30 protein-coding genes are annotated in these 26,465 nt (G+C 69.6%); 20 read left to right on the top strand and 10 right to left on the bottom strand.

Features of this window, described 5'->3' with window-relative positions:
- Positions 1 to 26: 26 nt before the first annotated feature.
- The 8 genes from fabG to OG624_RS07545 all read right to left on the bottom strand — a co-directional run bounded on the left by fabG (position 27) and on the right by OG624_RS07545 (position 7,403).
- Positions 27 to 788, bottom strand: coding sequence for a 3-oxoacyl-ACP reductase FabG (gene fabG / locus OG624_RS07510; RefSeq protein WP_030718862.1), 762 nt, complete (start codon positions 786 to 788; stop codon positions 27 to 29).
- Positions 789 to 980: 192 nt separating this feature from the next.
- Positions 981 to 1,364 (bottom strand): DUF3037 domain-containing protein, encoded by a 384-nt coding sequence (locus OG624_RS07515; protein WP_030718859.1) that lies wholly within the window; start codon positions 1,362 to 1,364, stop codon positions 981 to 983.
- On the bottom strand, positions 1,361 to 2,209 hold the full coding sequence (locus OG624_RS07520; RefSeq protein ID WP_371639249.1) for a HipA family kinase: 849 nt from the start codon (positions 2,207 to 2,209) through the stop codon (positions 1,361 to 1,363). The genes OG624_RS07515 and OG624_RS07520 overlap by 4 nt, the downstream gene beginning before the upstream one ends.
- A 76-nt stretch (positions 2,210 to 2,285) precedes the next feature.
- The gene (locus tag OG624_RS07525) at positions 2,286 to 3,413 is read right to left on the bottom strand and encodes a tyrosine-type recombinase/integrase (RefSeq protein WP_328973231.1); all 1,128 of its coding nucleotides are present in this window, start codon (positions 3,411 to 3,413) and stop codon (positions 2,286 to 2,288) included.
- A gap of 190 nt (positions 3,414 to 3,603) precedes the next feature.
- Complete coding sequence (locus OG624_RS07530; protein ID WP_328971619.1) at positions 3,604 to 3,921, bottom strand: helix-turn-helix transcriptional regulator; 318 nt, start codon at positions 3,919 to 3,921, stop codon at positions 3,604 to 3,606.
- Between the two features lie 969 nt (positions 3,922 to 4,890).
- Entirely contained in the window at positions 4,891 to 5,610 is a 720-nt protein-coding gene (locus OG624_RS07535; protein WP_371639250.1) for a WbqC family protein, read from the bottom strand.
- Positions 5,611 to 5,617: 7 nt separating this feature from the next.
- Entirely contained in the window at positions 5,618 to 6,283 is a 666-nt protein-coding gene (locus tag OG624_RS07540; protein ID WP_328971617.1) for a YdcF family protein, read from the bottom strand.
- Between the two features lie 16 nt (positions 6,284 to 6,299).
- Positions 6,300 to 7,403 (bottom strand): helix-turn-helix domain-containing protein, encoded by a 1,104-nt coding sequence (locus tag OG624_RS07545; protein ID WP_328971616.1) that lies wholly within the window; start codon positions 7,401 to 7,403, stop codon positions 6,300 to 6,302.
- Positions 7,404 to 7,645: 242 nt separating this feature from the next.
- Here OG624_RS07545 and OG624_RS07550 point away from each other — a divergent pair, with 242 nt between their 5' ends.
- Positions 7,646 to 8,002, top strand: a complete 357-nt coding sequence (locus OG624_RS07550; RefSeq protein ID WP_371639251.1) for a hypothetical protein — start codon at positions 7,646 to 7,648, stop codon at positions 8,000 to 8,002.
- A 7-nt stretch (positions 8,003 to 8,009) separates the two neighbouring features.
- Positions 8,010 to 8,432 carry an ATP-binding protein gene (locus tag OG624_RS07555; protein ID WP_328971614.1) on the top strand — a complete coding sequence of 141 codons (423 nt, stop codon included), beginning with the start codon at positions 8,010 to 8,012 and terminating at the stop codon, positions 8,430 to 8,432.
- A gap of 152 nt (positions 8,433 to 8,584) precedes the next feature.
- On the opposite strand, the gene OG624_RS07560 is transcribed toward OG624_RS07555, so the two are convergent.
- Both OG624_RS07560 and OG624_RS07565 read right to left on the bottom strand, forming a co-directional pair.
- Entirely contained in the window at positions 8,585 to 9,076 is a 492-nt protein-coding gene (locus OG624_RS07560; protein ID WP_328971613.1) for a TrmO family methyltransferase domain-containing protein, read from the bottom strand.
- A 63-nt stretch (positions 9,077 to 9,139) separates the two neighbouring features.
- Entirely contained in the window at positions 9,140 to 10,525 is a 1,386-nt protein-coding gene (locus OG624_RS07565) for a Tat pathway signal protein (RefSeq protein ID WP_328971612.1), read from the bottom strand.
- Between the two features lie 221 nt (positions 10,526 to 10,746).
- Between OG624_RS07565 and OG624_RS07570 the strand changes: the two genes are divergently transcribed.
- The 18 genes from OG624_RS07570 to OG624_RS07655 all read left to right on the top strand — a co-directional run bounded on the left by OG624_RS07570 (position 10,747) and on the right by OG624_RS07655 (position 26,465).
- A complete protein-coding gene (locus OG624_RS07570; RefSeq protein ID WP_328971611.1) occupies positions 10,747 to 11,940 on the top strand; it encodes an ATP-binding protein in 1,194 nt (397 codons plus the stop codon).
- Positions 11,941 to 12,036: 96 nt separating this feature from the next.
- The gene (locus OG624_RS07575; RefSeq protein WP_328971610.1) at positions 12,037 to 12,228 is read left to right on the top strand and encodes a DUF5999 family protein; all 192 of its coding nucleotides are present in this window, start codon (positions 12,037 to 12,039) and stop codon (positions 12,226 to 12,228) included.
- Positions 12,225 to 12,800, top strand: a complete 576-nt coding sequence (locus OG624_RS07580; protein ID WP_328971609.1) for a DUF6624 domain-containing protein — start codon at positions 12,225 to 12,227, stop codon at positions 12,798 to 12,800. The genes OG624_RS07575 and OG624_RS07580 overlap by 4 nt, the downstream gene beginning before the upstream one ends.
- Before the next feature lie 65 nt (positions 12,801 to 12,865).
- Positions 12,866 to 13,432: a recombinase family protein gene (locus tag OG624_RS07585; protein WP_328971608.1), complete on the top strand. Its 567-nt coding sequence runs from the start codon at positions 12,866 to 12,868 to the stop codon at positions 13,430 to 13,432.
- 217 nt (positions 13,433 to 13,649) lie between these two features.
- The gene (locus OG624_RS07590; RefSeq protein WP_328971607.1) at positions 13,650 to 14,114 is read left to right on the top strand and encodes a hypothetical protein; all 465 of its coding nucleotides are present in this window, start codon (positions 13,650 to 13,652) and stop codon (positions 14,112 to 14,114) included.
- Positions 14,111 to 15,247 carry a hypothetical protein gene (locus OG624_RS07595; RefSeq protein ID WP_328971606.1) on the top strand — a complete coding sequence of 379 codons (1,137 nt, stop codon included), beginning with the start codon at positions 14,111 to 14,113 and terminating at the stop codon, positions 15,245 to 15,247. Before OG624_RS07590 ends, OG624_RS07595 begins: the two co-directional genes overlap by 4 nt.
- Positions 15,244 to 15,999, top strand: coding sequence for a hypothetical protein (locus OG624_RS07600; protein ID WP_328971605.1), 756 nt, complete (start codon positions 15,244 to 15,246; stop codon positions 15,997 to 15,999). The genes OG624_RS07595 and OG624_RS07600 overlap by 4 nt, the downstream gene beginning before the upstream one ends.
- Positions 15,996 to 16,589, top strand: a complete 594-nt coding sequence (locus tag OG624_RS07605; protein ID WP_328971604.1) for a hypothetical protein — start codon at positions 15,996 to 15,998, stop codon at positions 16,587 to 16,589. The genes OG624_RS07600 and OG624_RS07605 overlap by 4 nt, the downstream gene beginning before the upstream one ends.
- The gene (locus tag OG624_RS07610; RefSeq protein ID WP_371639252.1) at positions 16,582 to 17,760 is read left to right on the top strand and encodes a hypothetical protein; all 1,179 of its coding nucleotides are present in this window, start codon (positions 16,582 to 16,584) and stop codon (positions 17,758 to 17,760) included. Before OG624_RS07605 ends, OG624_RS07610 begins: the two co-directional genes overlap by 8 nt.
- Entirely contained in the window at positions 17,757 to 19,151 is a 1,395-nt protein-coding gene (locus OG624_RS07615) for an MFS transporter (protein ID WP_328971602.1), read from the top strand. The genes OG624_RS07610 and OG624_RS07615 overlap by 4 nt, the downstream gene beginning before the upstream one ends.
- Complete coding sequence (locus OG624_RS07620) at positions 19,148 to 19,702, top strand: LuxR C-terminal-related transcriptional regulator (RefSeq protein WP_328971601.1); 555 nt, start codon at positions 19,148 to 19,150, stop codon at positions 19,700 to 19,702. Before OG624_RS07615 ends, OG624_RS07620 begins: the two co-directional genes overlap by 4 nt.
- Positions 19,699 to 20,541, top strand: coding sequence for an SAM-dependent methyltransferase (locus tag OG624_RS07625; RefSeq protein WP_328971600.1), 843 nt, complete (start codon positions 19,699 to 19,701; stop codon positions 20,539 to 20,541). The genes OG624_RS07620 and OG624_RS07625 overlap by 4 nt, the downstream gene beginning before the upstream one ends.
- Positions 20,542 to 20,971: 430 nt before the next feature.
- Positions 20,972 to 21,238 (top strand): hypothetical protein, encoded by a 267-nt coding sequence (locus tag OG624_RS07630; RefSeq protein WP_328971599.1) that lies wholly within the window; start codon positions 20,972 to 20,974, stop codon positions 21,236 to 21,238.
- Between the two features lie 97 nt (positions 21,239 to 21,335).
- Positions 21,336 to 22,583, top strand: coding sequence for a hypothetical protein (locus tag OG624_RS07635; protein WP_328971598.1), 1,248 nt, complete (start codon positions 21,336 to 21,338; stop codon positions 22,581 to 22,583).
- A gap of 89 nt (positions 22,584 to 22,672) precedes the next feature.
- Positions 22,673 to 23,353, top strand: a complete 681-nt coding sequence (locus OG624_RS07640) for an HAD family hydrolase (protein ID WP_328971597.1) — start codon at positions 22,673 to 22,675, stop codon at positions 23,351 to 23,353.
- Positions 23,354 to 23,678: 325 nt separating this feature from the next.
- Entirely contained in the window at positions 23,679 to 24,254 is a 576-nt protein-coding gene (locus tag OG624_RS07645) for an HAD-IA family hydrolase (protein WP_328973230.1), read from the top strand.
- Positions 24,251 to 25,237: a glycosyltransferase gene (locus tag OG624_RS07650; RefSeq protein WP_328971596.1), complete on the top strand. Its 987-nt coding sequence runs from the start codon at positions 24,251 to 24,253 to the stop codon at positions 25,235 to 25,237. Before OG624_RS07645 ends, OG624_RS07650 begins: the two co-directional genes overlap by 4 nt.
- A complete protein-coding gene (locus tag OG624_RS07655) occupies positions 25,128 to 26,465 on the top strand; it encodes a hypothetical protein (RefSeq protein ID WP_328971595.1) in 1,338 nt (445 codons plus the stop codon). Before OG624_RS07650 ends, OG624_RS07655 begins: the two co-directional genes overlap by 110 nt.

The raw sequence follows: 26,465 nt of genomic DNA on the forward strand, positions 1-26,465 counted from the left end.
CCTACGCCCTGCCTCTCGTGGAACCGTCAGTTGAGCGGGCCGCCGGCCACGTACATGACCTGGCCGGAGACGAAGCCCGCGGCCTCGCCGGTGAAGAAGGCGATGGCGTTGGCGACGTCGTCCGGACGGCCGACGCGCTGGACCGGGATCTGGGTGGCGGCGGCCGCTTGGAAGTCCTCGAAGCCCATGCCGACGCGGGCGGCCGTCTGGGCGGTCATCTCGGTGGCGATGAAGCCGGGGGCGACGGCGTTGGCGGTGACGCCGAACTTGCCGAGCTCGATGGCGAGGGTCTTGGTGAAGCCCTGGAGGCCGGCCTTGGCGGCGGAGTAGTTGACCTGGCCACGGTTGCCGAGCGCCGAGCTGCTGGAGAGGTTCACGATGCGGCCGAACTTGGCCTCCACCATGTGCTTCTGACAGGCCTTGGACATCAGGAAGGCACCGCGCAGGTGCACGTTCATGACGGTGTCCCAGTCGTTCTCGGTCATCTTGAACAGCAGGTTGTCGCGCAGCACACCCGCGTTGTTGACCAGGATGGTCGGGGCGCCGAGTTCGCTCGCGACGCGGGCGACGGCGGCCTCCACCTGCGCGCCGTCGGAGACGTCGCAGCCGACCGCGAGAGCCCTGCCGCCGGCGGCCGTGATGGCCTCCACGGTGTCCTTGCAGGCCGCCTCGTCGAGGTCGAGTACGGCGACGGCACGGCCCTCGGCGGCCAGCCGTACGGCGGTGGCCGCGCCGATGCCGCGGGCCCCTCCGGTCACGATCGCGACGCGCTGCTCGGTGGTGGACATGCTGGATCTCCTCGCCCTTGAGAGCGGCCACCCAGAGGTGAGCAACCGCTTAGTAGCTTCAGCTGAGGAGACGCTAGGAGCCCTGGCACCCGGTGTCAACGCCAGACGGGTCGCCCCTGTCGGCGTCGAACACGCGGGTGCCCTGGAAGGGGGCCGGGAGGCGGGCCCCAGGGGCGGAGCCCCGGACCGAGGTCAGCGGACCAGCAGGTCCAGCAACCGCTCCACCTCCGCCGCCGGATCGGCCGTCAGGCCGGTGTGCACCGGACCCGGCTGCACCACGGTGCTCCGCGGCGCGATCAGCCAGCGGAACCGCCGCCCCGCGTCGTCACCCGCCGCCTGCCCCGCGTCGGCCCCGCCGCTGCACACGCCCTCGACCCCGCGCAGGGCGGCTCGTACCCCGGCCACATCGGCCCCGGGGTCCAGCGCGAGGAGCTTCGCCTCGTCGAGGTGGGTGCGCGCGGCGACGTACGTGTGCGCCCGGCAGTAGACGATCACGCCGGCGTTGAAGCACTCGCCCCGTTCCATCCGGGGCACCACACGCACCAGCGCGTACTCGAACACGTCCCGCTTGGTCACTCGCTGTCGCTCTTCTTCTGGTGGGTCTTGTGGGGCCATTCCGGCAGGTGGTCGGTGAGCCAGCCGGGAGGTCCGGCGGGCGTCCTCACCTCCGCCTCCAGCGAGATCCTCTCGTGGATGGTGGCCGCGCGCGGCAGCAACGCCCCCACATAGGCGCGCCGCAGCGCGTCGGTGGAGTCGAATCCCGGCTCGTCGACCAGCCACTCGTCGGGGACGTCGGCCGCGACCTCCGTGAGCAGTTCCTCGGTCACCAGCGGCGCGAGCGCGGCGGCCGCCGCGGCGATGTCCGGGCCCACGGGGGCCAGTACGTGGTCGGAGGCGTTGTAGGGCTTGGCGGCCGCGGCCGCCGCGGTGGGCCAGTTGTGGTGCCAGATCATGGTGGCGCCGTGGTCGATCAGCCAGACGTCCCCGTGCCAGACCAGCATGTTCGGGTTGCGCCAGGAGCGGTCGACGTTGTTGATGAGGGCGTCGAACCAGACCACACGCCCCGCCTCGACCGGGTCCACCTGGTACGCCAGCGGGTCGAAGCCGATCGAGCCGGGCAGGTAGTCCATGCCGAGGTTGAGCCCGCCGCTGGCCTTGAGCAGCTCCTGGACCTCCTGGTCGGGCTCGCCGAGCCCGATCACGGGGTCGAGCTGCATCTGCACCAGCCGTGGGACGCGCAGCCCCAACCGCTGGGCCAGGCGGCCGCAGATGACCTCGGCGACCAGGGTCTTGCGTCCCTGGCCGGCTCCGGTGAATTTCATGACGTAGGTGCCGAGATCGTCGGCCTCGACGATCCCCGGGAGCGAGCCGCCCTCCCGCAGGGGCGTGACATAGCGAGTCGCTACGACCTCTTCCAACACTTTCCCAGGCCACCCATCTTCTCAACCTTACAATCAACGGACTGCTTCTCTGGGGCGCGAGGGTAAGAAGCACCGGTCAAAGGGGCTGGGGAGAATCTGGGGAGTTTCGGCTGGCGGGCCGGTCTCCCCGCTCCCCAAGGAGCCCGTCGAGGGTGCCGCGGCCCTTGCTTCCAGCTTCCGGCATGAAGTGAGCATAGTAACCGAGGGTGATCGCTGGCGAGGAGTGCCCCAGCCACCGAGCCAGGGTCACGACGGACTCCCCCGCTTCCAACATGATCGAGGCGTAGGTGTGCCGAAGCACGTGGAAACCGTCTTTCGGGGCCGCTGCCCACTGCCAGGACTTCGCCCCCTCGGCACGTGGCGGAATGACGCCGGCCTTGGCCAAGGCCGGCTTCCAGGTATAGGTGTTCCAGGTGTTCACCGCGATGGCATTCCCAAACCGCGTGGTGAGCAGCAAGGCGACCTTCCTCTCCGGGCCGCCGGGCTTCCCCCACGGAAGCTCCACGACGACTGGCGGACACGCCTCTATGTGGCGCTTCAACTCCTCCGCGACCGCACGGGGCATGTCGACGGTGCGGACCTTCTTCCCCTTCGGTAGGGCGAAGTACAGCCTTCCGTGAATGGCCTGCACCTGCCGCCGGACGTGGAGCACCCCGCGTTCATAGTCGATGTCCTCTGGGCTCAGCCCGAAGACCTCGCCCTGACGAAGCCCACAACCCAGGCCCACCACGACGGCGATCCTGTTCCGCGAGTTGATGGCATCGCGGACTCGAAGTGCCGTAGCCATCGGCCACGCGTCGCGTCGCTCCCGTGGCGACTTGGGCCACCGGACAGACTTCGCACGCATTGGGTTGCGCACGAGACGCTTGTCGTCGACAGCTGCCTCCAGGATGGAGGAAAGCTCGGAGAGGATGCCGCGTTGGTAGTCGATCGAGGAGACCGTAGACCCCAGCGTGGTTATGAACGCTCTTAGATCCGTTGCGGCGATGTTTCGGAGCGGGAGTTCGCCCAAGTGCGGGACGATATGGAGACGCGTTCTACGCTCTTGGCCGTCCTGGGTCTTGGGAGCGCCGCCTCGCCCCGGTGCCCAGTGCGTCGCAATGTAGTTGGCTAGTGTGATGGACCCATCCCGCGGGTCTACGAATTCACCACGCTCCTCGTCCGTCGCTGTGCGTCGTAGCCACGCCTTTGCGTCCTCAAGCACATCGAAGGAGCGGTCACGCACTCCCGGTATGCCAGCGACTTTATAGCGCTTTCCCTTGCCGTAGCGAGCGGTCTTCTCCCTTCTTCCAGTGACGGGATCCTTCGTCTTTCTGATCCAACGGTCCTCGATGTAGCCGGCCAATCCAGATCTCTTTCAATAGGGAGTAGACAACACACAACCAGCCCGCGCGTCACGTCCTGAAGCTCGCGCGTCGCAGCGGGTGGGAGTTCAACGGGTCCAAGGCAGGATTGGAGCGGGAGTCTATGCATTCTTGCTCATGGATCCACGCGTCCAGAGCTTCCCTCCGATACATGACGCGCCCGCGGGGCCCCATGCGAAAACTGGGCGGCCCTTGCCTTCGATGTCGCCAGACATAGAGGGTGTGCGATGAGAGGCCAAGATAGGCTGCGGCATTCTTTACGTTGAGGAATGATGCATCCAATGGGCCCGGGGTGGCAGGTTCAGCCAGAGGAGCCTGTAGCGAACGCGTAGGCAGGGGTGTGGGCATGGAGTTCTCTCTGTGGGGACGAAAAGGGTGCAGGTCGGTGAGCAACCCCGTTCGCCATGACCCCACCGCCAAGCGCGGTCGCGTACGAACATCAAGAAGGTTGACTGACACACCCGCACCACCCACCGCCAAGTAGTTGGTGCAAGCTCCTTCAATGGTCTGGAGAATCGCCGGTTTGGCTGACCGGGGATCGTCTGCTATGTAGAGACAGGGCGTCCAAGCTGGAGGCCGCTCAGGTCTCCTAGCCTTGCGCGTGCACGGTTATCCGATATGAGCAATGAGCGGGGTCTACGTCCACAACCACCGGAACCAGCAGTCCATCGCGGGAGAGCCGGGCGAAGTCCTGAGTCGCGCGCCGCACCGTGCCCCCGAGTACGTGGGCAGACTGAGTGGGGGTAGAGCCGGGATGTGTCGCCACGTAGACCAGGAGGGCTCGATCTCGCCGGTACGCCTCCCGGACTAGGCCCTCGGCGAACAGCGCAGACGCACAAACGCAGAGACAGAGCGATAGAGCGACGGCCACGTAGTCACCGCAGAAATTCCCAGATACGGCGCAGCCAGCACCGATTGCAAAGAGGGTTGGCGCGGTCAAGCGAAATGCAAAATGGGCAACGTCAGACAGCTTAGACTCCCCAGGTAGACATAAGAGGACGAGAACGGCAGGAGCTGGACGCTCGGCCCGGCTCGGTATCCACGCCGATCTTCCGACGGGTGTTGTAGGTTGACATGCACCAGCCGAATGTTCCAGTCTTCTCGGCGACCTCTACGTCTGCCGTGAGCGAATCCGACCGAACGGGCCTCGTCGCCGAGAAGAACACATTGGTGCGGACTCCTAAAGGCAAGCGGGAACGATCACTCCACAGGCTGCAGAAGCTGGGCCAGATTTCGGCAGCAGCACACGGGCGGGCAGCCGCAGCACGCGAGGCGCTCGCCTCCGTTGAGGGCACCGCACAGGGGGGTAGGCGTGCGCTATCCGCCGCTCGTGGACGTTGCCATGACGGTCTGCAGCTGTTCCTTCAAAGCGCCGGGACCGAGCATTGCCAGGGCCCAAAGGGCGCTGACCTGCCTGCCGGGCACCCAGATACCCGTGGTCTGAGGCAGGAATGGAATGACTGGGATCGCCTGTGCCGCAAACGGGGCCGCATCCAGATACTTCATGCCGCCCGTCCCACAGAGATACGAGCCGGCGCCGACACTGACGGTGAGGTCGGCAAGCCGCTGGGAACGTCCGGACCGAGCGGATAGGTTCGTGCTGCGGAAGATCTGACCCTTCCATCCCAGTAGGTCCAGCATGACCCGGGTTGAGGCCTCGGCGACGGACGCGGTCCGGCCGCTGTCGAATGTCGCCTCAATCGGTTCCAAGGCCTGGGCGATCTCAGGCCAGTACGAACTGGCTCCGTAGTGTTGCCGCAGCATCGCCATGGTGCGGCGCCGAGCAAGGCCAGGGTCGACGATCAGAGCCTCTCGAATGATCGTTTGGCGTCCCTGAGGCAGGTGGGTCGAAATGGACATCCACTGCAGGCGATGTGGATCTTCTAGAGCCGCCAGGCGGGTGCGGTGCTGATAGTCGCGGCGGGTGAACTGGACGTCGTCAAGGACTATCCAGATGTCCGCCGCGACCAACTTGGCCAGTGTTGTCAGCCGGGGAAACAGGTTGGGCTGGTGAATGGCACACAGCCCACCCGGCACTGGGGCATCAGGAGATAAGGCGGCTCGTGAAGCCGTCGCGGATGAGGGATTCGTACGCATCATGCACGTCCTCCGGGACATCCTGGGCGACGGCGAACCCGTTCTTCGGATACTCGATCACCCTCTGGAGATCGCCGACAAGCATGTCGAGGACGAGCTTCTCGTCGCCGATGCTCTTGAGGTAGTCGTCCAGTTCCAGCTGCTCCGAGGCGCAGATGATCTCGGCCTCGGGCCACAGCTTGCGGGCGGTGGCGAACGATCGCCTCTCCATATAGGGCTTGGAGACCAGCAGCACGGTCTTCGGCGTGATGCCATTCGCAGCCAGGAGCTCACGACTGAGGGTGATGTTCTGCCCCGTGTTGGCGGCGTTCGGTTCGACGAGGATCGCCTCGTCGGGGACGCCGAGTTCCAGGGCGTGCTCGCGGAAGTGCACGGCCTCACCACGCGGGAAGACCTTCGCGGTGGTGGGGCTGTTGCCGCCGGTGAAGACGAGGACCGGGAACAGGCCGGCGCGATAGAGATCGGCGGTCGCGGCAGCGACTCCGAGGTCGTGGCTGCCCAGCCCAATCGCGACGTCCACCGCCGCCAGGTCGTGGCCCATCTGGTGGTAGTCCCAGATCAGCTTGGCCTTGCGCCACTGGTCCTCGGTGATCGTCTGCTGGATGTCCGTCACGCGATCTTCTCCCTGGTTACCGTCGTCGGGGGCCAGCGGCCCCTTCGCTCGTGGCCCTGATGCCCTCGATACTGGCCAGCTGGTGGCTTAGGCCGAACTGCCCGGCCAGTCGCGCAGCCTTGTCGAGGACGTGAAGGCCATCATCGCGGGTCGCGGCATCGGACAGGAGGATGTGGCCGTGGGCGGTTTCCAAGCGAACCCGCTGCATCGGTGCGTCGGTGGCGGCCGTGCTGCGGGCAATGGAGATGAAGTGCAGGGCCGAGGCCAAGTCGCCGGCCCCGCGGTGGGCCAGAGCAAGCTTCTGATGGGCCACCGACCAGTCCTCGGGCTCGGCGAGGTCCTCGAACTCCCGCGTCGCGGCGAGCATGACGCGCGAGGCATAGCTGTGGTTGCCGTCCTTGCTTAGAGCCGTTCCCACCCACAGTCGGGCACGGGCCCGGTCACGGCGGGAGAGCCGGTCGTCGACGGCCAGGGACTCGTACTGGTGGGCGGCGACCTCAAGCCGTCCCGACATCTCCGCAACGACCGCGAGGGACAGGTCGAGCTGGGCGACACGGCGGGGAATGTCCAGCTGCCCGAACAAAGACTTCGCCGAGGCATAGGAGTGCTGGGCCGACAGCGGGCCCATCACGGCTCCCTGGTCGCGTTGGAGATCACCCAGCAAGGCAGTTGAGCGGGCGAAGAGATATAAGCCCTTGTCATCGAGCGTGGCCGGCTTGAACCGGCCGAGCCAGCGGCGGATCAGGCTGTCGGCGAAGGTGAAGTCCTGCCGGGAGAGAGCCACCACGGCCCGGTCGAGATCGTCGGTCCAAGACTCGTACTCCCAGGCCAGCGGCCCACTCGCCGTCACCCTGTGGGCACTGGCGGCAGGAGCGGTCCGACCGGCTTCGGACAAGAACGTCTCGAAGCGGAGGTGGACGGCGGCATCCGCGCGGGCCAGGGCCGTATCCAAGATCGCCTGGGTGTCCTGGCGGGGTTCGGTCGCGGCCAGGAGCTTCTCCCACTTGGAGATCGTCCTGATGCCGAGGCCGAGCTGGCCGGCGAATGCTCGGACGCTCAGCCGCAGCGCGAGACGCAGGGCCTTGGCCTCCAGGCCTGTCCAGTGGTGCACGGTCGCCACACGTTGCTCCCTTCCTGCCGCCATCGAAGCACGGCCCGCACGAGCGGGGGGACACAAGTGCAACGGAAGTACAACAGGCGGTCATTTCCGCAGCGTTCGAGCAGGTCCAGGCTGAGCAGTGACACCATCCGCCGGACCTTTGGACAGACATCAGCATGCAACCCCTCACCGAGCATCGCGACGTTAGCGGTCCGGTCGTTTACGGCTACCTGCGTCTGGTCCGGGTCTCCCCAGCCCGCCAGATGGCCTTGAATGAGGCTCTGGCCGAGTACTGCCGCCAGCACGAGCTGACGCTCTCGGGAGTGTTCACAGAACGCGACTCCGGCAGCGGGCCGGTGGCAGCGTTCACCGGCCTGATCGACGTCCTAGAACTGCCCGACACCTACGGCGTCGTCCTGCCGGCCGCCTCCCACCTGGGCCCCAAGGAGATAGCAGCCCCGAGGCAGGCCCAGATCGCTGCGGCCGACGCCCGGCTGCTGCTGGTCCGGGGACCCGGCAGGCGCCGCCCGGTGGTCCACAACCCCACGGGGCCGGACCCGGTGCCAGTCCGCCGCCGCTTCGGCCCCAACCCCACACCAGCCCTAGATACCGAGACGTGAGGCCCCGATGCTCGATGTGAAGCAGAAGTTCTTCGACCCTCGGCCCGAGTCGGTTGGCCTGGCCAGGGAGTTTGCCGTCACAACCCTGAGCTCGTGGGGTCTTCGCGGCGCCACCGAGGACATCCGGCTCTGTGTCTCCGAGCTCGCCTCGAACGCCCTGGCCCACGGGAGCTACACCGAGCACGGCTTCGTCGTGAAATTGGACGCCAACGAAGACTTCGTACGCGTGGAAGTGCACGACAGCCGTCCCCGCCACCGCCGCGAACCCGAGATCGCGTTTGCGGGCGAGACCGACACCACCGGCCGGGGCCTGCAGATCGTCGCGTTGCTGTCCGACTGCTGGGGCGTCGAGGACCGTATGCCCAGCGGCAAGATCGTCTGGACGCTGTTCAAGACGGCACAGCTAGCCGGACGAGCGCGCGCGTGCTGACCCGCACCGGCCCAGGCGTCCGACTGCAGCCCTCGGCCGGATGTCCCGCGCTAGGCGCAGGCGGGAAGAAGGCTTTCCCACCGATACGACGAACTGCTCGGACGGTGCTCATGAACAGCAGACCTTGCTCACTAGTCCGCCGGCCCTCCAACTCACTCGGGACGGTCGCTGTGGTTGACCCAGTAGTCGGTGAGCATCTCGCCAGGCCAGGCGGGGACGGTGACCGTGCCGCGGGGGCCCATCTGCGGGAAGTAAGGGGCGAGGTCGATCACAGGGGTGCCGTCGACGGCATCGAGGTCGGTGACGTGCAAGTCCAGTCCCTCCACGCGAAGAAGGCGGGGGAAGGACGTCGCAAGTTGCGCCGGCCTGCGGTGGTTGCGATGGACGAATGTGCCGGTGGCCGGCCAGCGGGGGTTCCCTCGGGGACTGCGGGCGTGGAGTTCCACGTCGGTGGGCGAGGCCAGGGTGAAGGGCCAAGTGACCTGCAGATGCGAAAACTCCTCGATCCCCCGGAGGACTTCTTCGGGGAAGTCTGGGTTGAGGCGAATGACGGCCTCGGTGCCGCCCTGATAGTCGTCCAGGGGTGTGGTGTGGCCGCCGATGACGGTGGCGACGGGTGTGTAGGTGAAGGTCTGGTCGGTCATGAGGTCCCCCCGATCCATCTGGCCGGAGCTCGGCTCCGGCAGCTTGGTGCTGTCGTGGCGGGGTCAGGCTACGTGGGCGAGGAACTCGCGGGCCCGCTGATCGAGGGCGACGGCGGTGCTGCCGCCGCGGCCTTTGACCGGGGAGAGGGAGCGGCGCATCTGGACGACGGTGTCGCGGGTACGGCCGGAGCGGATGCCGGCCATGGCGTCCAGGGCCCGGTTCCAGGTGTGGCAGGCGTCGTCGAGGTGGCCTTGGCGGACCTGGACATCGCCGAGGTATCCCAGGGTCACGGCGTGCGTGCGTGCGTAGGGGAGGGCTCGGGTGCGGACGCTGCGTTGGAAGGCGGCTTCGGCGCCCTTGAGATCGCCGAGGTCCCGCATGGTGCAGGCCATCTCGTGCGACAGGGACGCCTCGGCGAAGAAGGCGACCCGGGCGGGTTCCTCGACGCCCGAGTCGGCTGCAGCCAGGTCAGTGCTCGCGCGGTTCAGCGCGGCCAGCGCCTCCTTCTTCTGCCCGCTCACCGCCAGAGCTCGGGCATGGACCACACCCAGCAGGGCCCGCTCTCGGGGTGTAGCCAGCTTGTAGCGGCGCTCAGCCATCGATCCTTCGGCCAGTTGCAGCGCCCGGCGGGGATGGCGCAGATCAACGGCCTGGTGCGCGGCCGCGCGCAGAATGTGCCCGGCCAGCGCCGGCGCATCGGCTTCGGCGGCCATGCGCAGCGCGACCCCGAACTGCCGCTGGGCGACCGCGTGCTCGCCGGTGTCGAAGCTGGTCCATCCGGCGAGGTAGACGAGCTCGGCGGCGGCCATGAGCAGGTCGCGCCGTACCTGCTCGGAAGGGAAGCGTCCGGAGAGGTATGCGGCGACGTCGGTGCGCAAGTAGGCGGCGAGGGCGGTGCGGCCCGCGCCACCGCCCAGGCGCTGGTCCTGGCTGGAGTAGAAGCGGGTGGCGTCCTGTATCGCGGCCACGTGTCCGGCCGTAACCGTCAGGTGGGTGCGGGGTTCGCGGGTGCGCGCGTGGTCGCGGGTCTGGTCCCACCAGGCGGGTGGGGGCAGGGCGGCGCCCGCCACCGAGTACGCCGTGGCGGAGAGCGCGGTGCGCCGGTCCATGCTCATGCTGTCCCCGAAATCTGCCAGTGCGGTGGCCGTGTCGATGTCCCAGGCCGGCCGGACATCGTCAGCCCCGGCGGCGAGCGAGGCGAGCCCGATGTGCGCTGGGGTAACGACACGTGCCAGACGGCGCGAGAGCGTCTCGCACAAGATAGACGCCGCTCGGGGAGCAGGCCGTGTGCCATTCACCCAGGCCGAGACGTGCTGCTGGCTCACAGACGCGAGCTCGCTCACTCCGGTCTCGGTGGCGACCCGTACGAACGCGGCGGCCAGTTGAGGCTGGGACCAGCCGGTTTCGGTGATCACCGAGGCCAGCAGCGTGTTGCGTTCACGGGCCACCGTGCGCCCCTTCTCCTCGAAACGATCTTTTGTTGGTTTTGTGGGGTTGCCCAGTGCTGGGGTCTGCCCGCACGGCGAGGTAAGCGGTTTGCTTTCTGCAACCCACCCTATGGCCCAACTCCCAGACAGGGGTGGGAATCCAGACACCGCTCAGCCCTACGGGCCGGTCGTGTTCCGCGACCTGTTCGCCGTCCGATCTCGACTCTCCGTGAGGAGCTGACGTGAACGAGCTCACCACCATCGCCCTGGCGCTGTCCCCGAGCCTGGGCACGGCCTGCGCGGCGCGTGCCGTCCTGGGGCGCGCGAAGCGTACGGCAGCCGCCAGCGCCCGGAGCGCAGCGGACGCCGAGGCCGCCAAGACGCTCAAGGCCCAGGGCGAGGAAGTGCTACACACCGCCACAGTGCGTCTGCCCAAGATGGCCGCCGGCCCCCGCCCCGCCCATGAGACCTTCGCGGGGCCACCCCTTCACCCCGACCTGGTCGGTGCGGAGTTCACCGAAGCACAGCAGGTGGTGCTGCGCCAGGTGGCGGCCTTACTGAACGCCGCCGACAACCAAGCCGAAGCGGCTGCCACGCAAGCACTGCGGGTGATGCTCGAGCCGGTCATGAGCCTGGTCGTGCGTCAGCAGCAGTCCATGAGCCAGGTACTGGAGTTCGCCTCCGACCCCGGTCAGCTGGAGCGCCTGTACCGGCTGGACCACGGAACCAGCCTGATCATCCAACGCGCCCAGATCCTGGGTGCCGCCACCGGAACCCTCCGCCTTCAGCCGCGGGAAATGGACGTGGCGCTCATGGACGTCCTGCGCGGGGCCCAGGGCCGCACCAGCGACTATCAGCGGGTCGAACTGCCTTCCACCCACAACGTGCTGGTCCACCGCTGGGCCGCTGAAGCCGTCACCATCGCCCTGGCCGAACTCATGGACAACGCCCTGCGCCACGGCACACCCGGGCAGGGGAAGGTCGCGGTGTGGCCCCGGCTGGCGGGCCGAGGCCTGGACATCGCGATCGACGACAACGGTCCCGGCCTGAACGAGGAGCAGTACACCCGGACTCGAAAGGTCCTGGCAGGCCAGGAACAGCTGCCGGTACGGGCGCTGGCCGCGCGGAGCGGGTTCGCGGCGGTCGGTGCGCTCGCTGCGGCCTACGGGTTCGGGGTGTATCTGGACCGGTCCCCGCTCGGGGGACTGCGGGTCGTCGTCCAGGTGCCCGAAAACCTGCTCGTAGCCGCCACCGTCCCGGTACCGGAAGGGCCCGGCCACGGCTCCGTCCCCGATAGGGCACCCATCACACCGAGCCCGGTCGCGGCGTTCCAACAGGCCGTCCGCTCCGTACGGGCCCACCCTACCGGGGAGCACGCGTCCGGCTACGCCGATACGTCCGTTGCCGGGCGGCCCGAGCGCGAAGGTGTTTGGTGAGAGCCTCCCCGGGCCGGCAGACCGCCCGAACTCCTCCGCACCACCGTCCATCAGAGCGTCGAACTGACTCCAAGCACTCCCGAAGGGACCATTAGCATGTGCACCCACAGGCCCTCGTGTCCGTCCAGTACGGCCCCTGACTGGGATGCCGCGCGCAGCGTGGCATCCCATCCCGAACAGGGCTGGTCCCTGCTCTGCAACGGCACACTGATCTTCGAGGACACCGGTGCGCTGACCCCCGACGGAGCCATCGTGAGCCCGGTGCGGGCGCACGCGAGGGCGGCATGACCACGCTCTTCAGCACGATGCCCTCTGCCGTGGCCCCCGCCCCGGCCGCAGACCAGGCCGTCCAGGACTCCTCGCCCTCGCTCCCGGAGATGCTGATCGCGTGGTCGGCCCGCGATGAAGCCCTGACAGCGCGCTCCGCACGCTTGCCGGGCGTCGCGTACTGGCTCCGTGAGGTCGCGGCCGCCCGCACGGAGCATGAGCGCGCGCTCGTCCGTGTCGTGAACCAGCACGGGTGGCCGTCCGTGGACCTCGTCGGCGACGAGGCGGCCACGGCCGCGCTGCGGATCCTTCTCCACGGTCAGGACCACGCCTTCCTGCTGCGCTGCCGGGATCTGATCGCGGCCGCCGTCGAGGACGGCGCCTGTTCCCAGGTCCACCTGGCCTACGTCGTCGACTGGTGCCTGGTCCGCCTCGCGCAGCCCCAGCTGTACGCCACCGCCATCAACCCCGCCCTCGGGCGCCCCTACCCGGTGGCGGACCCGGACGGCCTGGACACGCGGCGCAACGAGATGTGTCTGCCCCCGCTGGCCCAGGAGCTGGCCCGTCACCAGACCCGCCGCCTCGCCTCCTGATCCCTCTCTCCCTGTACGGCGTCCGGCCGTGCTGTCCGTTCGTGCTGCCCTGATTGGAATCCCCCATGCCTCCTGAGGACTTCCCCCGCCGGAGTGTGGCCGCCGATGCCATACTCGGCACGCGCCTGGAGACGCTCCTCGGCTGGCTGCTGGCCCTCCCGTCGTCCCCGGCCACCGCCGTGCTGATCGAGGAAGCGGAGCGGCCCTCGTTCACTGATTCGGCTGGCTTGCGCGGCCTTGTGGCCAGGGCTGAGGAGCACGTCAAGGAGCGGGCGACCGCGGCCGTCTATGCCGTGGTGCCTCCGGGGGCGGGCGAGCGCGCCTTCGCGGACATGGAGACGGCGGCCGCCCGCTATTGCACGGCGAAACCCCTGCGCCATCACGACCTCGCCCCGCTGGCCGGCCATGAACGCCCGGGCCTTCGCGCGGTCCTCGAACTCGTCGAGGACCGGTCTGTCCAGATCCTCGTTGTACCGTCCCTGGACCACCTGCCCCCCGACGGCACCGGCGCTGAAGACAGCCTGTGGACCCTCACCGGCATCCGGGCCCTGCTCAGCGCGCGCGGGGTGCGTCTGATCGCAGCAGACCACCGCAGGACCCTGTCCGGCCGCATGGTCGGGGCGGCCCGGTGAACGCAGCCAGCAGCAGCATGACACCGCGACGACGTGGGCCCGATCCCTTGTGCAGGCTGACGCCGGCCTGCCCGCCGGATCCCGGCCCGGATCGGCTCACCGTGGCCTCTGGCACCCCGACGCGTCTGGCGGGTGCGGCGCACGTTCCCGCCCGTACCAGGATCGAACACCGTGCTGTGCGAGCCGTCCTCGTCACCCGTCGAAGGAGCAGAACCGCATGCTGACCGTGCTGCCGTCCGTTACGGGTTGCTCCCCCGCCTCGTTACCGCCCGCTGTACCCGTCACACCTGACCGCTGCGTACCGCCCGCCCGGCCGGACCGCGGTCTGGCCACGACGGACGCTGCGACGCTGTGGCGGCTGCGAGAGCGGCTCGCCGTCGACCGAATCGCGGACCTGGTAGCCGAAAACAGCCCCCTGTACGCCGACTTGAACACCGTCTGGGACGAAGGCGAAGTCCTGACCGAGCACGAGCGGGACCTCCTGCGCTACCGGCTCCATCGCGACCTCGCCTGCCTGATCAGCAGCAGCTCCCTCACCGTCCTCACGCTGACCCTGCCCACGGTGAACTTCGCACGCCTCGCTCTGGGCGACACGGCCCCGGCCCTGCCTTGCTCCCTCGGACAGCTGCGCCGCCTCGCGGCCGTACTCAGCACCGTCCTCGACGAAATCGGTGCCCAATGACGAGCCACGCTCTCGCTCCCGCCCCGTACGTGATGCGGCGGGCCTCGGCGGATGACGCGGTGGCGATCCGGATGCTGTTCATGGCCCACCTCGACCACGCCCACAGGCGGGGCGACGTGCCTGCGGTGCGGGGTGCGGACGCTGCCGGTGTCCTGGAGCGGTTGGCGTGCGGCCCGCGGTGGGGCGGCGAGGTGTGGGTCCTGTCCGACCGGGATGAAGGCCATATCGGGGCCCTCGTCGAGGTTCTGCCCACCCGGGGGACACGTCATCGCCGGATCCTCCAGGTCACCACGCTCATTGCCCCGCCCCTTCCCGGGCAGAGCTCGCTGGCCCGCGTGACGGTGGCCTGGCTCCTCGACCACGCGGCCCGCCGCAACGCCGAGGCGGTCGAACACGAGCCGGACTCTCCGGCGATCCGCACTGTGCTGCTCGCCGCCGGCTGGAGCAGCGCGCCCAGTGCCAGAACCCGCCCGGGCCCCGTGCTCCTGAGCCATCCCTCCCGGCGTACCCCTTCGCTGCCCGCCTACGTCACCACCGACCAACACACCCCGCTGGTACCGGGGGTGCCGCTGTTCACGGTGCGGCGCCTGGAGGACGGGGACCGTGCGGCCCTGCTCCGGATGATCACGGAGCGCGACAGATGGCTGGGCGAGCGCGGGCACCTCGGCATCCGGCCGCAGACCAGTGGCTTCCTCCACAACCCCACCCGTCTCCATGCCAACCCTCTCGACGGCGGCTGGGCGCTCCTGCAAGGAAGCGCCCTGGTCGGCGCCGTCACCCTGGAACACCCTGATGACCAGGGCAAGGGCGGTCCCGGGACAGAAGTCACCGTCACCCACATGTGCACCCTGCCCGGCCAAACCCGGCATCTGGCCCGCCTCCTCTCCGCCTGGGTCTCCCACGCCTCGCACCGGGCCGGAGCCCGGACCATACGCTGCACGGCCCCGCTTCCGCTCGCCGACGTGTGGATCGATGGCCAGTGGACCCCGGTCCGGTGCCTGAGCACGGATACGGGACTGCGTTACCTGCTGACCCGGCCTGCCCAGCCCCACCCCGAGCTCGCCTGCCTCCTCGACTCGCATCTCCAGCCCACCGGCACGCTGACAGCCGACGCTGACAGGGGGGCCCGATGAGCATCCCGGCCAAGGTCACCGCCGTCCTCTCCCCGCGTGCGAGGGTCCTTCGGCCGTACATCGCGGCCCTGGCCTCCGAGCAGCCTGAACTCGCACACCTCACCCTGCGAGGTGACGGCTCCCTCGGGTATGCCGACGAGCGCGAGGACGACCGCGACAACGAGGACGGCCTGTGGACCCGGGTCCCCGAGCACTCCGATGCGGTTGGGCAGGTGGAGAACTGGCGTCCGCATCCCCGACGCCAGCGCCATTTGATGAGCGAGCTGCTCTGCCAAATCTGTGCAGGCCCGCCCGCCCGTAGCGCGGACGGGTGGCTGTTCGTGCTGCCCGGCGGGCCCGAGTCCCCGTCGGATGGGGATACGCAGTGGGGAGAGGGCCTCATCGAGGCGACCCCGCCCGTCTGCCGCCGCGACGCCCGCCTTTCCGTCAAGCGATGCCCGAGCCTGGGCCAGGCCGTCGCGCTGTGGGTGAAACGGCCCATCCTCTACGGCATTTACGGCACCACGTACCGGCTCGGCCCGCGCGGCATCGAACGGCAGGGCGCAGGTATCGCCAAGTACGAAACGCCGGCCTTGGGCTGGACGGTGGCCACTCAGATGGTCCGGGAGCTGACCGGCACCCGCATCGACCGGGATCTGACCGTCCGCCTCCGCGCCCTGCACGCCCGCCGCCGGCTGCCCACTGAGCCGCGGTGCCCGCACCGTCCTCCCTCGTCTACCAGCCCTGACATGTTGAACAGGAACCACGGATGATCACCACAGCGCCCCAGCGGCACCGCTCCTTCTCGCGGATACCGGATGACCGGCCTCGGCCTACAAGGCGCTCCGCCGCCCTGAGCAGGGACCTGGCGCGGGCGGTGCTGGCACTGCGCCGTCACTTGAGTCGCTCCGCCGTGCCGTTGGCTGGCCGGATCTCCCGGGCACGCGCCGTGGGTCTGCTCAGCACCGAACTGGGCCTGCCAGAAGAGCTGACCTCAGCGGCCTTGGCGGTCCTGGAACAGCGCGGCGACGTCTTCTTCAGCGGCCGCGGTCGCGGTGTGTCCGTGGTTGGCCCCGGCATGGTGCATCCCGACGACGCGGTCATCACTGCCTACCTCGAAACGGCGGCCCTCTCCTACGGGCCCGGCGACGCCCTGCCCATGGGGCTGATCGCGCACGACTGCCAGGTGCCGGTGGCCCACGTCCGGCGCGCGAGCCGCCCGCTGATCGTCTCCGGACTCCTTCAGTTCCGCCCTCGTGGACCGCATGGCCCTGGCCTCTATGTCCGCGAGCCGTCCACCGCCACACGGGAACCGGATCGCTCCGGGGCCCCGGCTCGCGCGAAGGCTGCCAGGCATGGGTAGCGCCACCATGACGCCGGCTGTCGGTCATCCTCCACGCGAGGCCGGGACCCAGACCGGAGACGGGCTGCAGGAGCTCTGGAGTCAGGAGAGGGCCCTGGCCTTCGTTGAGCAGGCGCGTGCGGTAGGCCAGCTCCTGGCTTCCTGCGCCACCACCGTGCCTGCGCCGAGTGCCGGTACGGAGACTGAAGCCGTCGAGATCGCCGGCCGGATTCGCTCCGCCGCCGAATACCGGCTGTACACCCGTACGCAGCCGCTGACGGTGCCGCAGCTGGCTGCCGACCTCGGCGTGCGTCCGGCCTCGGCCGCTGTGGCCCTGGAGCTCCTTCATCGCGAGCAGTTCCTCGAGCAGGTCAGGGACCGTGGTGCTGACGGCGGCCTGTACCGGGTGCGTGTCCAGCAGGACTTACCCACCCTGACGGTGGACTGGGCGGTAGAGCAAGTACGGATGCAGCTGGCCACGGGACTCCACCCGGCGGGCAGCGTCTTCCGGATAGACCTCGCGGAAGTCCTGTTCAACGTCGGCACCTTGCCGGACCTGCCCCGCCAACTGCAGAGCCAAGGGCTGCTGCGGCGCGCGGGCGGCCAGTGGGTGGTCACCCGCAACGCCCGCAAACTGCCTCGCCCTCCACGCGTGTCCGAACCGGCGCCCCACCACCGTGTGGTGTTCACGCGGGACGAGATCCTCGTGACGGTCACGATGCTGCGGCACGACGGGCGCCGGATCCCTCTGCCCGCCCGGGCGGATGTCGACTCCTGGCATCGCCTGCGGGCGATGGCCGCCCACGTCCAGGCCGCCCTGCCGCCCGTCGCCACCAGCGGTGAGCAGGCGTTCGTGAATGCCGCGCTGTCTGTGGGCTCCTGGGTCCTCGCGCCGCTGGAGCCCACGGCCCGCAGATGGCACGTCGCCTGGCTCGCCACCGCCATCGACGCGGCCCTCGCCACCCTGCCCGCAGATCCCGCACCGCCCCCCGCCGAGCTTCCGCTGACCCCCCGCAACAGGGACAAGCACCTCACCGGATGGGAGCGGGAGGAGGCCGGCGCCGAGGCTGCCTACGCGTACGACGTCAAACAGCTGCGCGTCGCTGAGATCGCCCAGGCGACCGGGTTGTCCGTGAGCGTCGTCTACGGCCTCTTGCGTGAGAAGCGCGTCGAGCTGCGAGGCCGCGGATGAACGATCGCAACCCCGCCCCGGCCCGCCCCGCGACCGGCAGCAACGCCGCAACGGACGGGCCCGCCCGGGGACCGGCCGATGCCCTGACCACTCCCGAGCGCCGGCATCGGGCGGTGAACTGGTACCTGACGGGTGAGGCGGCGAGCCTGGCCGGCACTGGTGTCCACACCGTCGCCCTACCCGTCATCGCCATGCTCTACCTCCAGGCCAGCCCCGCACAGGCGGCCCACCTCTACCTGCTCTCCCAGATCCCGTATCTGATCGTCTCGCTGCCCGCGGGGGCGATCGTCGACCGGTACCCGGTCAAGACCGTGCTGATCGCCACCGATCTGACCGCGGCCGCCCTGGTTGCGGCCATTCCCGCCGCGACGGCCTCACACACCCTCACGATGTCCGTCCTCTACACCGTCGCCCTCGCCCTGGGGTGTGTCACCGTCCTGCACCAGGCCGCCGCCAGCGTGGTCCTCGTCAAACTGGCCGCTCCCGCCTTGCTCCAGCAGGCCACGGCCCGCCAGGAAGCCGTCCTGGGCGCCGCCTCCACCATCGGCCAGTACCTGGGCAGCGGCCTTCTCGCCGTTACTACCGCGGCCCGGGCCATCGCGGCCGACAGCCTCTCCTACCTGATCTCGGCCTGGTGCACCTCCCGCCTCCCCGCCCTGCCCTCACACCGGGCCGGTGCACGCCGCACGACGCTCATCACCGAGATCCGTGATGGGCTCCGCTACACCCTGGGCGATCCGATCCTGCGGCCTCTGGCCCTGTGCCTCGGCATCACCGGCGCCGGAGCGGGCGTCGTCACCGCCTTCTCGTCCTGGTACCTGCTGACCGTGATCCAGGTCGGGCCCACCGGACTCGGCATCATCATGGGCGCGTCCGGGGCCGGATACCTGGCCGGAGCCCTCCTCTCCCCGCGGCTCATCCACCGGGCCGGGCCCGGGAAGACCCTGATCGTGAGCGTCGCCGTGTACCCGGTTCTGGAGGTGCCGCTCCTGATGGCCCGGCCCGGCGGGGCGTGGGTGGCAGTGCTGGTGGTGGCCGGGGCTGTTCAGCTCGCGGCCGCGGCCTGCGCGACCGCGACTGTCCGGCTGGTCCGCCTTCGTCTCTGCCTACCCAAGCTCCAGGCCCGCACGCAGCAGTCCGCGACTTGGATGGTGGCCGGCAGCCGCCCCCTCGCTGCTCTCGCCGCCACTGTCCTCGCTGCGGCCGCCGGGGTCTGGGCGACGCTTCTCGCCGGGACCGTCGTCCTTGCCGGCTCCGCGCTCGCTCTGTGGCTCTCGCCCATCCGTCTCCTCACCCACCTGCCCGAATCCTCTTTTCCCCGAGAGGAAGGCGGCCCGGTACTCCAGCCACCCCACGGCCCAGCTGCGAACCGGAGGAGTTTCTCCCCATGACGTCCCAAGCACCCTCCGCCGTCGCACCGCTGACTCCCGTGCAACGGCCGATCGCGCAGCACGTGGTCGAGGGCTGGTCGAACACGAAGATCGCCAAGGAATGCTGGGTGTCGCCCAGCACGGTCACCACCCACCTCCGGCGGATCCGCGTACGCCTGCACGGCGAGAAGCGCTGTTCACGCGCAGTCCTCGCCCACACCCTGCTCCGGTATCGCTTGGTCGATCCGCCACCCCTCCCGCCGAAGCTCGAACCGTTCACGCCTTCCCGGGGGACGCTCCTGCTGCTGCGGGCCCTCGCCGAGCACTCGCTCGCTGCCGACATCGCCGAGGCAGCACAGATCGCCCCCACCTCCGTCGGAACCCGCACCCGCAAACTCATGCGGACCATGCAGGCCACCGATCCCGCGCACCTCATCGGGATCGCCCACGCCCTGGGCTTCCTGCGCCCCGGACCACCAGCTCAGCCTGCCGCCGCCGTGCCCTCCGACCCCGGGACCACGATCCGCACCAACCTCCCCAACACCCTTGCGCCCAGAAGGCGAACCTCATGACCGCCCCCGACTACGGCGTCATCCCGCTGGGTGAGGACGCGCTGCGCCGGCCATCCGCCAGCCGGATCGCCCACCTCCTGATCGGTGGCCACCGCGACGCCTACGAGGCCGACACCGCCCTCACCGACCAGCTCCGCGCCATCTTCAGCCACCTCGACTCGGCCGCCCGCATCGGCCGCGCCTACCGGACCCTGACCGCCCAGCACCTCGCCCACCTCGGCTTCCGCCAATACCTCGACCTCGGCTGCGGCTACCCCGCCCCCGACACGGGCCATCCCGACATCCACCACCTCATCCACCCCCACCACCCCGCCGCCACCGTCGTCTACATCGACGGTGACCGCATCGCGCTCGCCCATGCACAGGCCGCGGCCTGTGGCGCGGCCGGCGTGCACCACCTTCTGGCCGACCTTCGCCATCTCCCCGACGTCCTCCACGACCTCACCGTCAGCGGGATCCTGGATCGGGACGTGCCCACCGCGGTTCTCGCCCACGACGTCCTGCCCTACCTCCCCGACCACACCGCCGGCGAAGTCCTCGCCGCGTTGAGGGGCTGGCTGGCGCCGGGCAGTGTCCTGTCGATCAGCCACGCCACCACCGACTACGGCCTGGCGGAGGTGATGTCCAAGCTCACGTCCGCGTACGAAGTAGCAGGCATCACCTACCAGCCGCGGCCCCACGCCGTGGTGAGCGCGATGTTCGGCGGGTGGGGTCAGCTGGGATCCGGTCTGGTGCCGGTCGCCGGCTGGCACGCGAACCATCCCGACCGGGCGGCCCCCGAGCAGGTCTCGGCCGCGTACGCGGGCATCGCCATCAAACCGGCCAGGAGGCTGCCGTGACCGCTCCCACTGCTGCTCACGGCGCCTTCGACGTGAAGCGGACTACCCCGCAACGGCCCTACGGCTCGACCGCGGACCCCCTCCCCGACACTGGCTCCTCCGAACGAGCTCCGGGAGCCGCCTCATGACCGCGTCCCGTGTCCGTGCGCAGGCACCGGGCGAGGAGGTCACCACGCCGGCCGAAGGTTCCCGCAGCAACCCAGGTCCGCACGGTCCGCACCGTCGGCGCAGCACCCCGGCACTGCCAGTACGGCGCGCGCCTGGAGCGGGAAGTACCTCGTTCTCGCCGGGGGCCCGCTGGCTTGCCGAGCAGGCTGGCTTCCCCCGGCCGACCAGAAGCCGTAACCCTTGGGCCCGTGTTCTCCTCGCCGATATCCCGCTCGGCCGCGGCCTGTGCGTTGTGCGCGTCGCTGCGCCCTCCGCGGCCAGGGTGGTCAGGGTTCTCGAGGGCTGGGACCTGGCCAACACCCCGACCCTCGAAGCAGGGCACGTGTGGACGTTCGTGGTCCGTCCCGGCATGACCGACGGGCGTCAGATTCCCGGCGGAGCTTTGCTCACGGGCGCGGCCGGGGAAGTGCTGCGCTGCCCGGAGCCCGGGCAGCTGTCCGTCCCGCCGTGGAGCTGGGTCGTGCCGCCCGACGGCTCCGGTGACCTGCTGGACCCGCGGGCCCTTGCCGAGGCACTGCGACCCGTCTGAACCGGCCAGCCCCACAGGGTCAGCTACGCCGTACGCCGACCGTCCGCGATGCAGGCCATCCCCGATATGTGGCCCTCGCCTGAGAGATGTGGACCTGATGAGCACGCAGATACCGGCACAGCGCCGAAACGAGAAGCTGGGATGGTGGGTCCGGCAAACCGGTCTCAGCTATGCGCAGTTCGCGCGGGAACTGCGGGCGACCGCGCAGGCGAATGGGCGGCCCGATATTCGACCGGATCGTACGCGCATCGGTCACTGGATCAATGACGGGCAGGTGCCGCAGCACCCGCTGCCGGACCTCCTCGCCCAGACAGTGAGCAGGCTTCGTGGCTGTGCCGTCGCACCCGCTGAACTGGGGCTGCCACGCGCGTTGCCTGTGCAGGCCGGGCTTGGTGCAGTGGACGTCGCCAATGCCTTCGCCCGCCAGGCCACCTCCTCGGAACTGGCCGCATCCGACCTCGCCGATCTTGACGTGGCGGTCCATGAACTCACCGCGGTCTATCCCAACCGTGTGCCGGGAGACTTGTGGGAGTTGGCCATGCGTCACCGGCGTGCGGCCCATGAGCTGCTGCACCACCGGCGCCACACGCTCCGTGAGGGGCGTGAGATCGCGCGCCACGCCGGGATGCTCTCGGTAGTCCTGGCCTGGATCGCACACGACACGGGTGATCACGGTGCTGTGTCGGCCTTCGCCGCCGACGCGAGCGCGCACGGGCAGCAGGCCGACGCCCCGGAAGTGACCGCATGGGCGGAAGACGTACTCGCGACCGACGCTCTCTACAACGAGAGACCGCTGGACGCGCTCGCCGCCGCAACGCGCGGACTGGCCGTGGCCCCCCGCCGGAGCGAGGCCGTGTACCGGCTCACAGCCCAACTGGCGCGCGTCCATGCTCGCCTGGGCAACGAGGACGGCTATCGCGAAGCAGCACGACGTATCGACGAGTACCGTCCGGAAGTTCCCCAATGCCGAAGCGGGCTCTTCGGGTTCGACAGCGCGGCCATCGACTCGATCAACGCCTCGTCCCTTCTATGGCTGAGCCGTCCGCAGCAGGCTCACAACGCGGCGACAGCCGCGATCGGCCTCTACCGCTCGATGGTCGCGCCGGCCGCCGCACCCACCCGTCTGGCTCTTACCGAACTGGATCTCGCTCTGGCACACGCAGCCCTCGGTGATCCGGATGAGGCTGTCCGCGCAGGCCAGGAGGCCCTCGCCGGTACCAGGGTCGTCGAAGCCATCCTCGACCGTGCCCATCAGCTCGACCTCGACCTGCGACGGCGCTTCCCCGGCCACCGCAGCGCCGACGACCTCCGAGACCAGATCCGTTCCATGCGCCCCGCCGCCTAACGGTCCGGCCATCCGCGAGCACAGCCGACCAGTACATACGCGCCGCCGACCACGAACGGCGCTCCCGCTCAACGAGGAGGGACCAAAGGATGCAGCACTCTGCTCTCAGCCGTGTCGCCCCCGGACCGCGAGCCGCGGTGGTCTTCGACTGCGATGGTCTTCTGATCACCACGGAGAGAGCCTGGGACCTGGCATACGACGAGCTCTTCGCCCGCTACAGCACCGAGCTCGGCCCCGGCGGCCGCAACCGCCTCAGGGGCCTCGGTCTCGAAGCAGTCGGGCAGGTTCTCGCCGAACTGCTGCACCAGCCCGGACTCGGCCCCGCCCTCGCGAAGCAGGCCCTGGAGCTGATGCAGAGCCAGGTCGAAGAGGTCATCGCGCCCATGCCCGGCGCAGTCGCGCTGGTTGCCAAACTGGCCGGCACCCGCCCACTCGCTGTCGCCTCCAACGCCCCGACCAGCGTGGTGCGGGCCCATTTGCAGAGGTTCTTCGATCTGACCGACATCATCATCGTCGGAGGAGACATGGTCCGATCCCCGAAGCCTCAACCGGACGTCTACCTCGCCGCCTGCGAGGCACTCGCCTCACAGCCGGCGCAGACGTGGGCCTTCGAAGACTCCGCCGTCGGCGCCGCAGCCGCGCACGAAGCCGGTCTGTACGTCGTGGGCGTCCCGCACGGCACGATGTCGGAGATTGCCTGCCACCTCACCGTCGACTCCCTGGACGATCCGAGGCTGCGCCGCGCCCTGTTCCACCGCGCGGTCGAATAGAGCGCTCCGGCTGTCGGGCCTCCGGCCGTCCGGAATCACGGTGCGAGACGGGTGGGCCAGCGACGACGTGTGCCCAAGCGGAGCGCCACAGCCCGCCACACGGTGCCACACCCCGGCATCCGAACCGCCACAGCGCGCGCCCTTTCCGTGCCACAGGCCCATGGGATGTCCTGTGGAGGTGAACAGCCCGTGCGGCATACGCCGCAAGGTTCTTCAGACCGGCGCGCAGCGCGGGTTCCAGCGCGGCCGGATCACCCCGGCCATGCGGGCCCGGCGGCACGGTCTAAGGGAGGGGTCGGCTGTGGTGCACAACGTCTTGACCACTGTGCTCTGCGACGTGGGCGATGTACTGATCAAGTTCGACCGGGGCGTCGCCGAGGCGATCGAGCGCCGGCACGGACTTGCCGAAGGATCGCTCCTGCCCGCTGTCTTGAAGTCCCAGCCCGGGCGCCTGGCCATGGCCGGGGCCATCGACCACAACACGTGGCGCGCCGAAGTCGGTGCGCTGGTGGGGCCGGGCGCGGTCGAGGCATGGCTCCGGTACCACGGCGACCTCGACTCGCAGGCCGTGGCCTGCCTCAAGGCGGTCAGGGACCGGGGGGTGCGTGTCGTCCTGCTGTCCAACGCCAACGGCCGACTGCGTTCGGATCTCGCCTTCCACGGGATATCGGACGTGGCGGACCTGGTGCTCGGCTCCGCCGAGATGGGCCTGCTCAAGCCCGACCCCCGCTGCTACCAGGAAGCCGCACGGCTCGGCGGCTTCGCGTTCCACGAGGCGCTGTACGTCGATGACACCCCCTCCTGGGTGGCCGCCGGCGAGGTCCTCGGAATGACCGGGCACACCTTCACATCCGCACGGGCGCTGAACGAGTGCCTCATATCGAAAGGACTGCTGTCGTGAGCACCGCTGAGGGCGGACCGCGCGCTCCCGCCGTGAGCATCATCGTCGCCACGGCCCGGGACACCGGCTGCAAGCGGCTGGTCCAGGCCGTACGGGCCCAGTTCGCCGCCTTGCCGACGACGTCGTACGAGATCGTGCTCGTTCTGGACGGATGTCCCCGCTACCCGTGGCTGACCGGCGTCGAGGAGGACCTGTGCGTCATCGTCCTGCCTCAGCGCCTGGGCATCGCCCGAGCCCGGAACACGGGGATCAACGAGAGCCGGGGGAACCTGCTGGCCTTCCTCGACGACGACTGCGTGCCGGCGGACACCTGGCTTCCCGAGCTCGTACGTATGAGCGCCGAGTACCCCGGATCGACCGCGTTCGGCGGGCGGGTGATCGCCACCGCCCCCTCGAACCTCTACAGCCAGCTGCGCGACGGGATCTACTACTACGAGACCTTCGGCTCCTGGTACACGGACGACTCCTCCAGCGCAGACATCGTCGGGGCCCCGTACGTCAACGGCGGCAACAGCGCCTACCGGCGAGAAGCGCTCCTGGGCAGCGGCGGGTTCGATGCGCTGTTGCCCGCGTACAGCGACGTGGAGCTCGGCCGGCGCATGCTCCTCGCAGAGCGGGCGGTTCTGAGCCCGCGGATGGCGATCCACCACGATCATCCCAGCGAGTTCCGGCAGTACATGGTCCGCTGCTGGCGCAGCGGCCGGGCCCGCGCCGTCCTGTGGCGGCACCGGGGCTACCGGCAGGACTCACCCCTCGCAGTCAGCCGCACCATCGCGGCGAACCTCATGTGGCACAACGCCGTCGACCGGCGGCGCCGGATCACCGCGTCCCCCGTCCGGGTGGTGGCGGTGCTGACCTGTCAGGAGATCGTTCATGGCATCGGATACGCGTACGCGCTCCTCGGGAGCCTCGCTGGCCGCCGGGGTGCTGGCGACCGCTCTCGTGGCACGCCGGGCGTTGGAGTGGCGGCAGGTACGGCGTAGCCGCGCCCTGCAGGCGCTGCCCGTGGCCCTGTCCGCGGGCCGGGACGACGCTGCCCGGATGGTGTGCGTCGTGCCGATGTTCCAGGAGACCGACCTCGCCGAGGACACCGTGCGCTTCTGGCGCCGCCTCGTACTGGACAAGACGGTGGACGCGGTGGTCCTGGTGACGACCGTCAAGGAGTCGGATCAGACCGGGCCGACCACGCACGCCCTGCTGGAGGAGGCTCTCACCGCCGACGCCGGCGGGCCGGACTCGCTCGTGCTGCTCCACTGCCAGGAGGTGTGCCCCTACCGTGCGGCCCAGCTCGATCTCGCGGTCGAGTGGGCGCGGGAGCGGTTCACGGCGGCCGCGGAGACGGAGTCGCTGTGGATCGGGGTCTACAACGCCGACTCGCGGCCGCAGCCGGAGACCTTCGCCGAACTGCGGCAGCAGATCGCCGCCGCGCCGGACGTGCGGCTGTTCCAGCAGCTGGTCGACTACGTGGTCCCCGACCGCGAGGGCAGCGGGAAGGTGGCCGCGGGAAACGCCGTGCTGCAGACCTGGTGGACCCTGTCGCACTACGTGTCCCGCAACACGCAGGGCCTGTCCGGTGACACGGTGTGGTCCAGGACCTCGCCGTACTCGACATTCGGACACGGTGAGTTCATCCGCAGTGACTTCCTGCAGTTCATCGGCGGGTTCCCGCGCTACGCCTACGCCGACGGGCTCCTCCTGGGATGGGTGGCCCGCCTCGCGGGCGAGCCGATCGGCCTGCTGATGAGCCGCGACATCGCCGAGGTCCCCCGTACCGCCCGTGACCTCGTACTGCAGCAGACCGCCTGGCTGCGCGGCCTGCTCAATTTCTCCATCACGGTCGATTGGTGCCGCACCCAGGGGCTGCTGAACCTCTCGGAATGGGAGGTCCGGCTGCTGCGGGCCCGCCACCTGGCGATTCCCGTGGCGTGGGGGCTGAGCACCGCGGCGGTCACGGCGGGAATCGCGGCTGAATCCCACCGGGTGATTCGCCGGCGAAGCTCTGCGGCCGGCATCGCGACGGTGGCAGCATTGGCTGCCTACCCCGTCCTTCCCGGGCTGGTGGCCACGACGCGTCAGCAGCGCGACATGGGACTGGGCCGGAGGGTCGCCGGGGTACTGGCATCCTGGCCAGTGGAGGGTCTGGCTTTCTGGCCGGCCTTGCACGGGCACCTGCGGCACGGCCAGCAGGCCCCGGCCAAGACGCCGCGATAG

This window comes from Streptomyces virginiae, from assembly GCF_041432505.1.
Lineage (GTDB): Bacteria > Actinomycetota > Actinomycetes > Streptomycetales > Streptomycetaceae > Streptomyces > Streptomyces virginiae_A.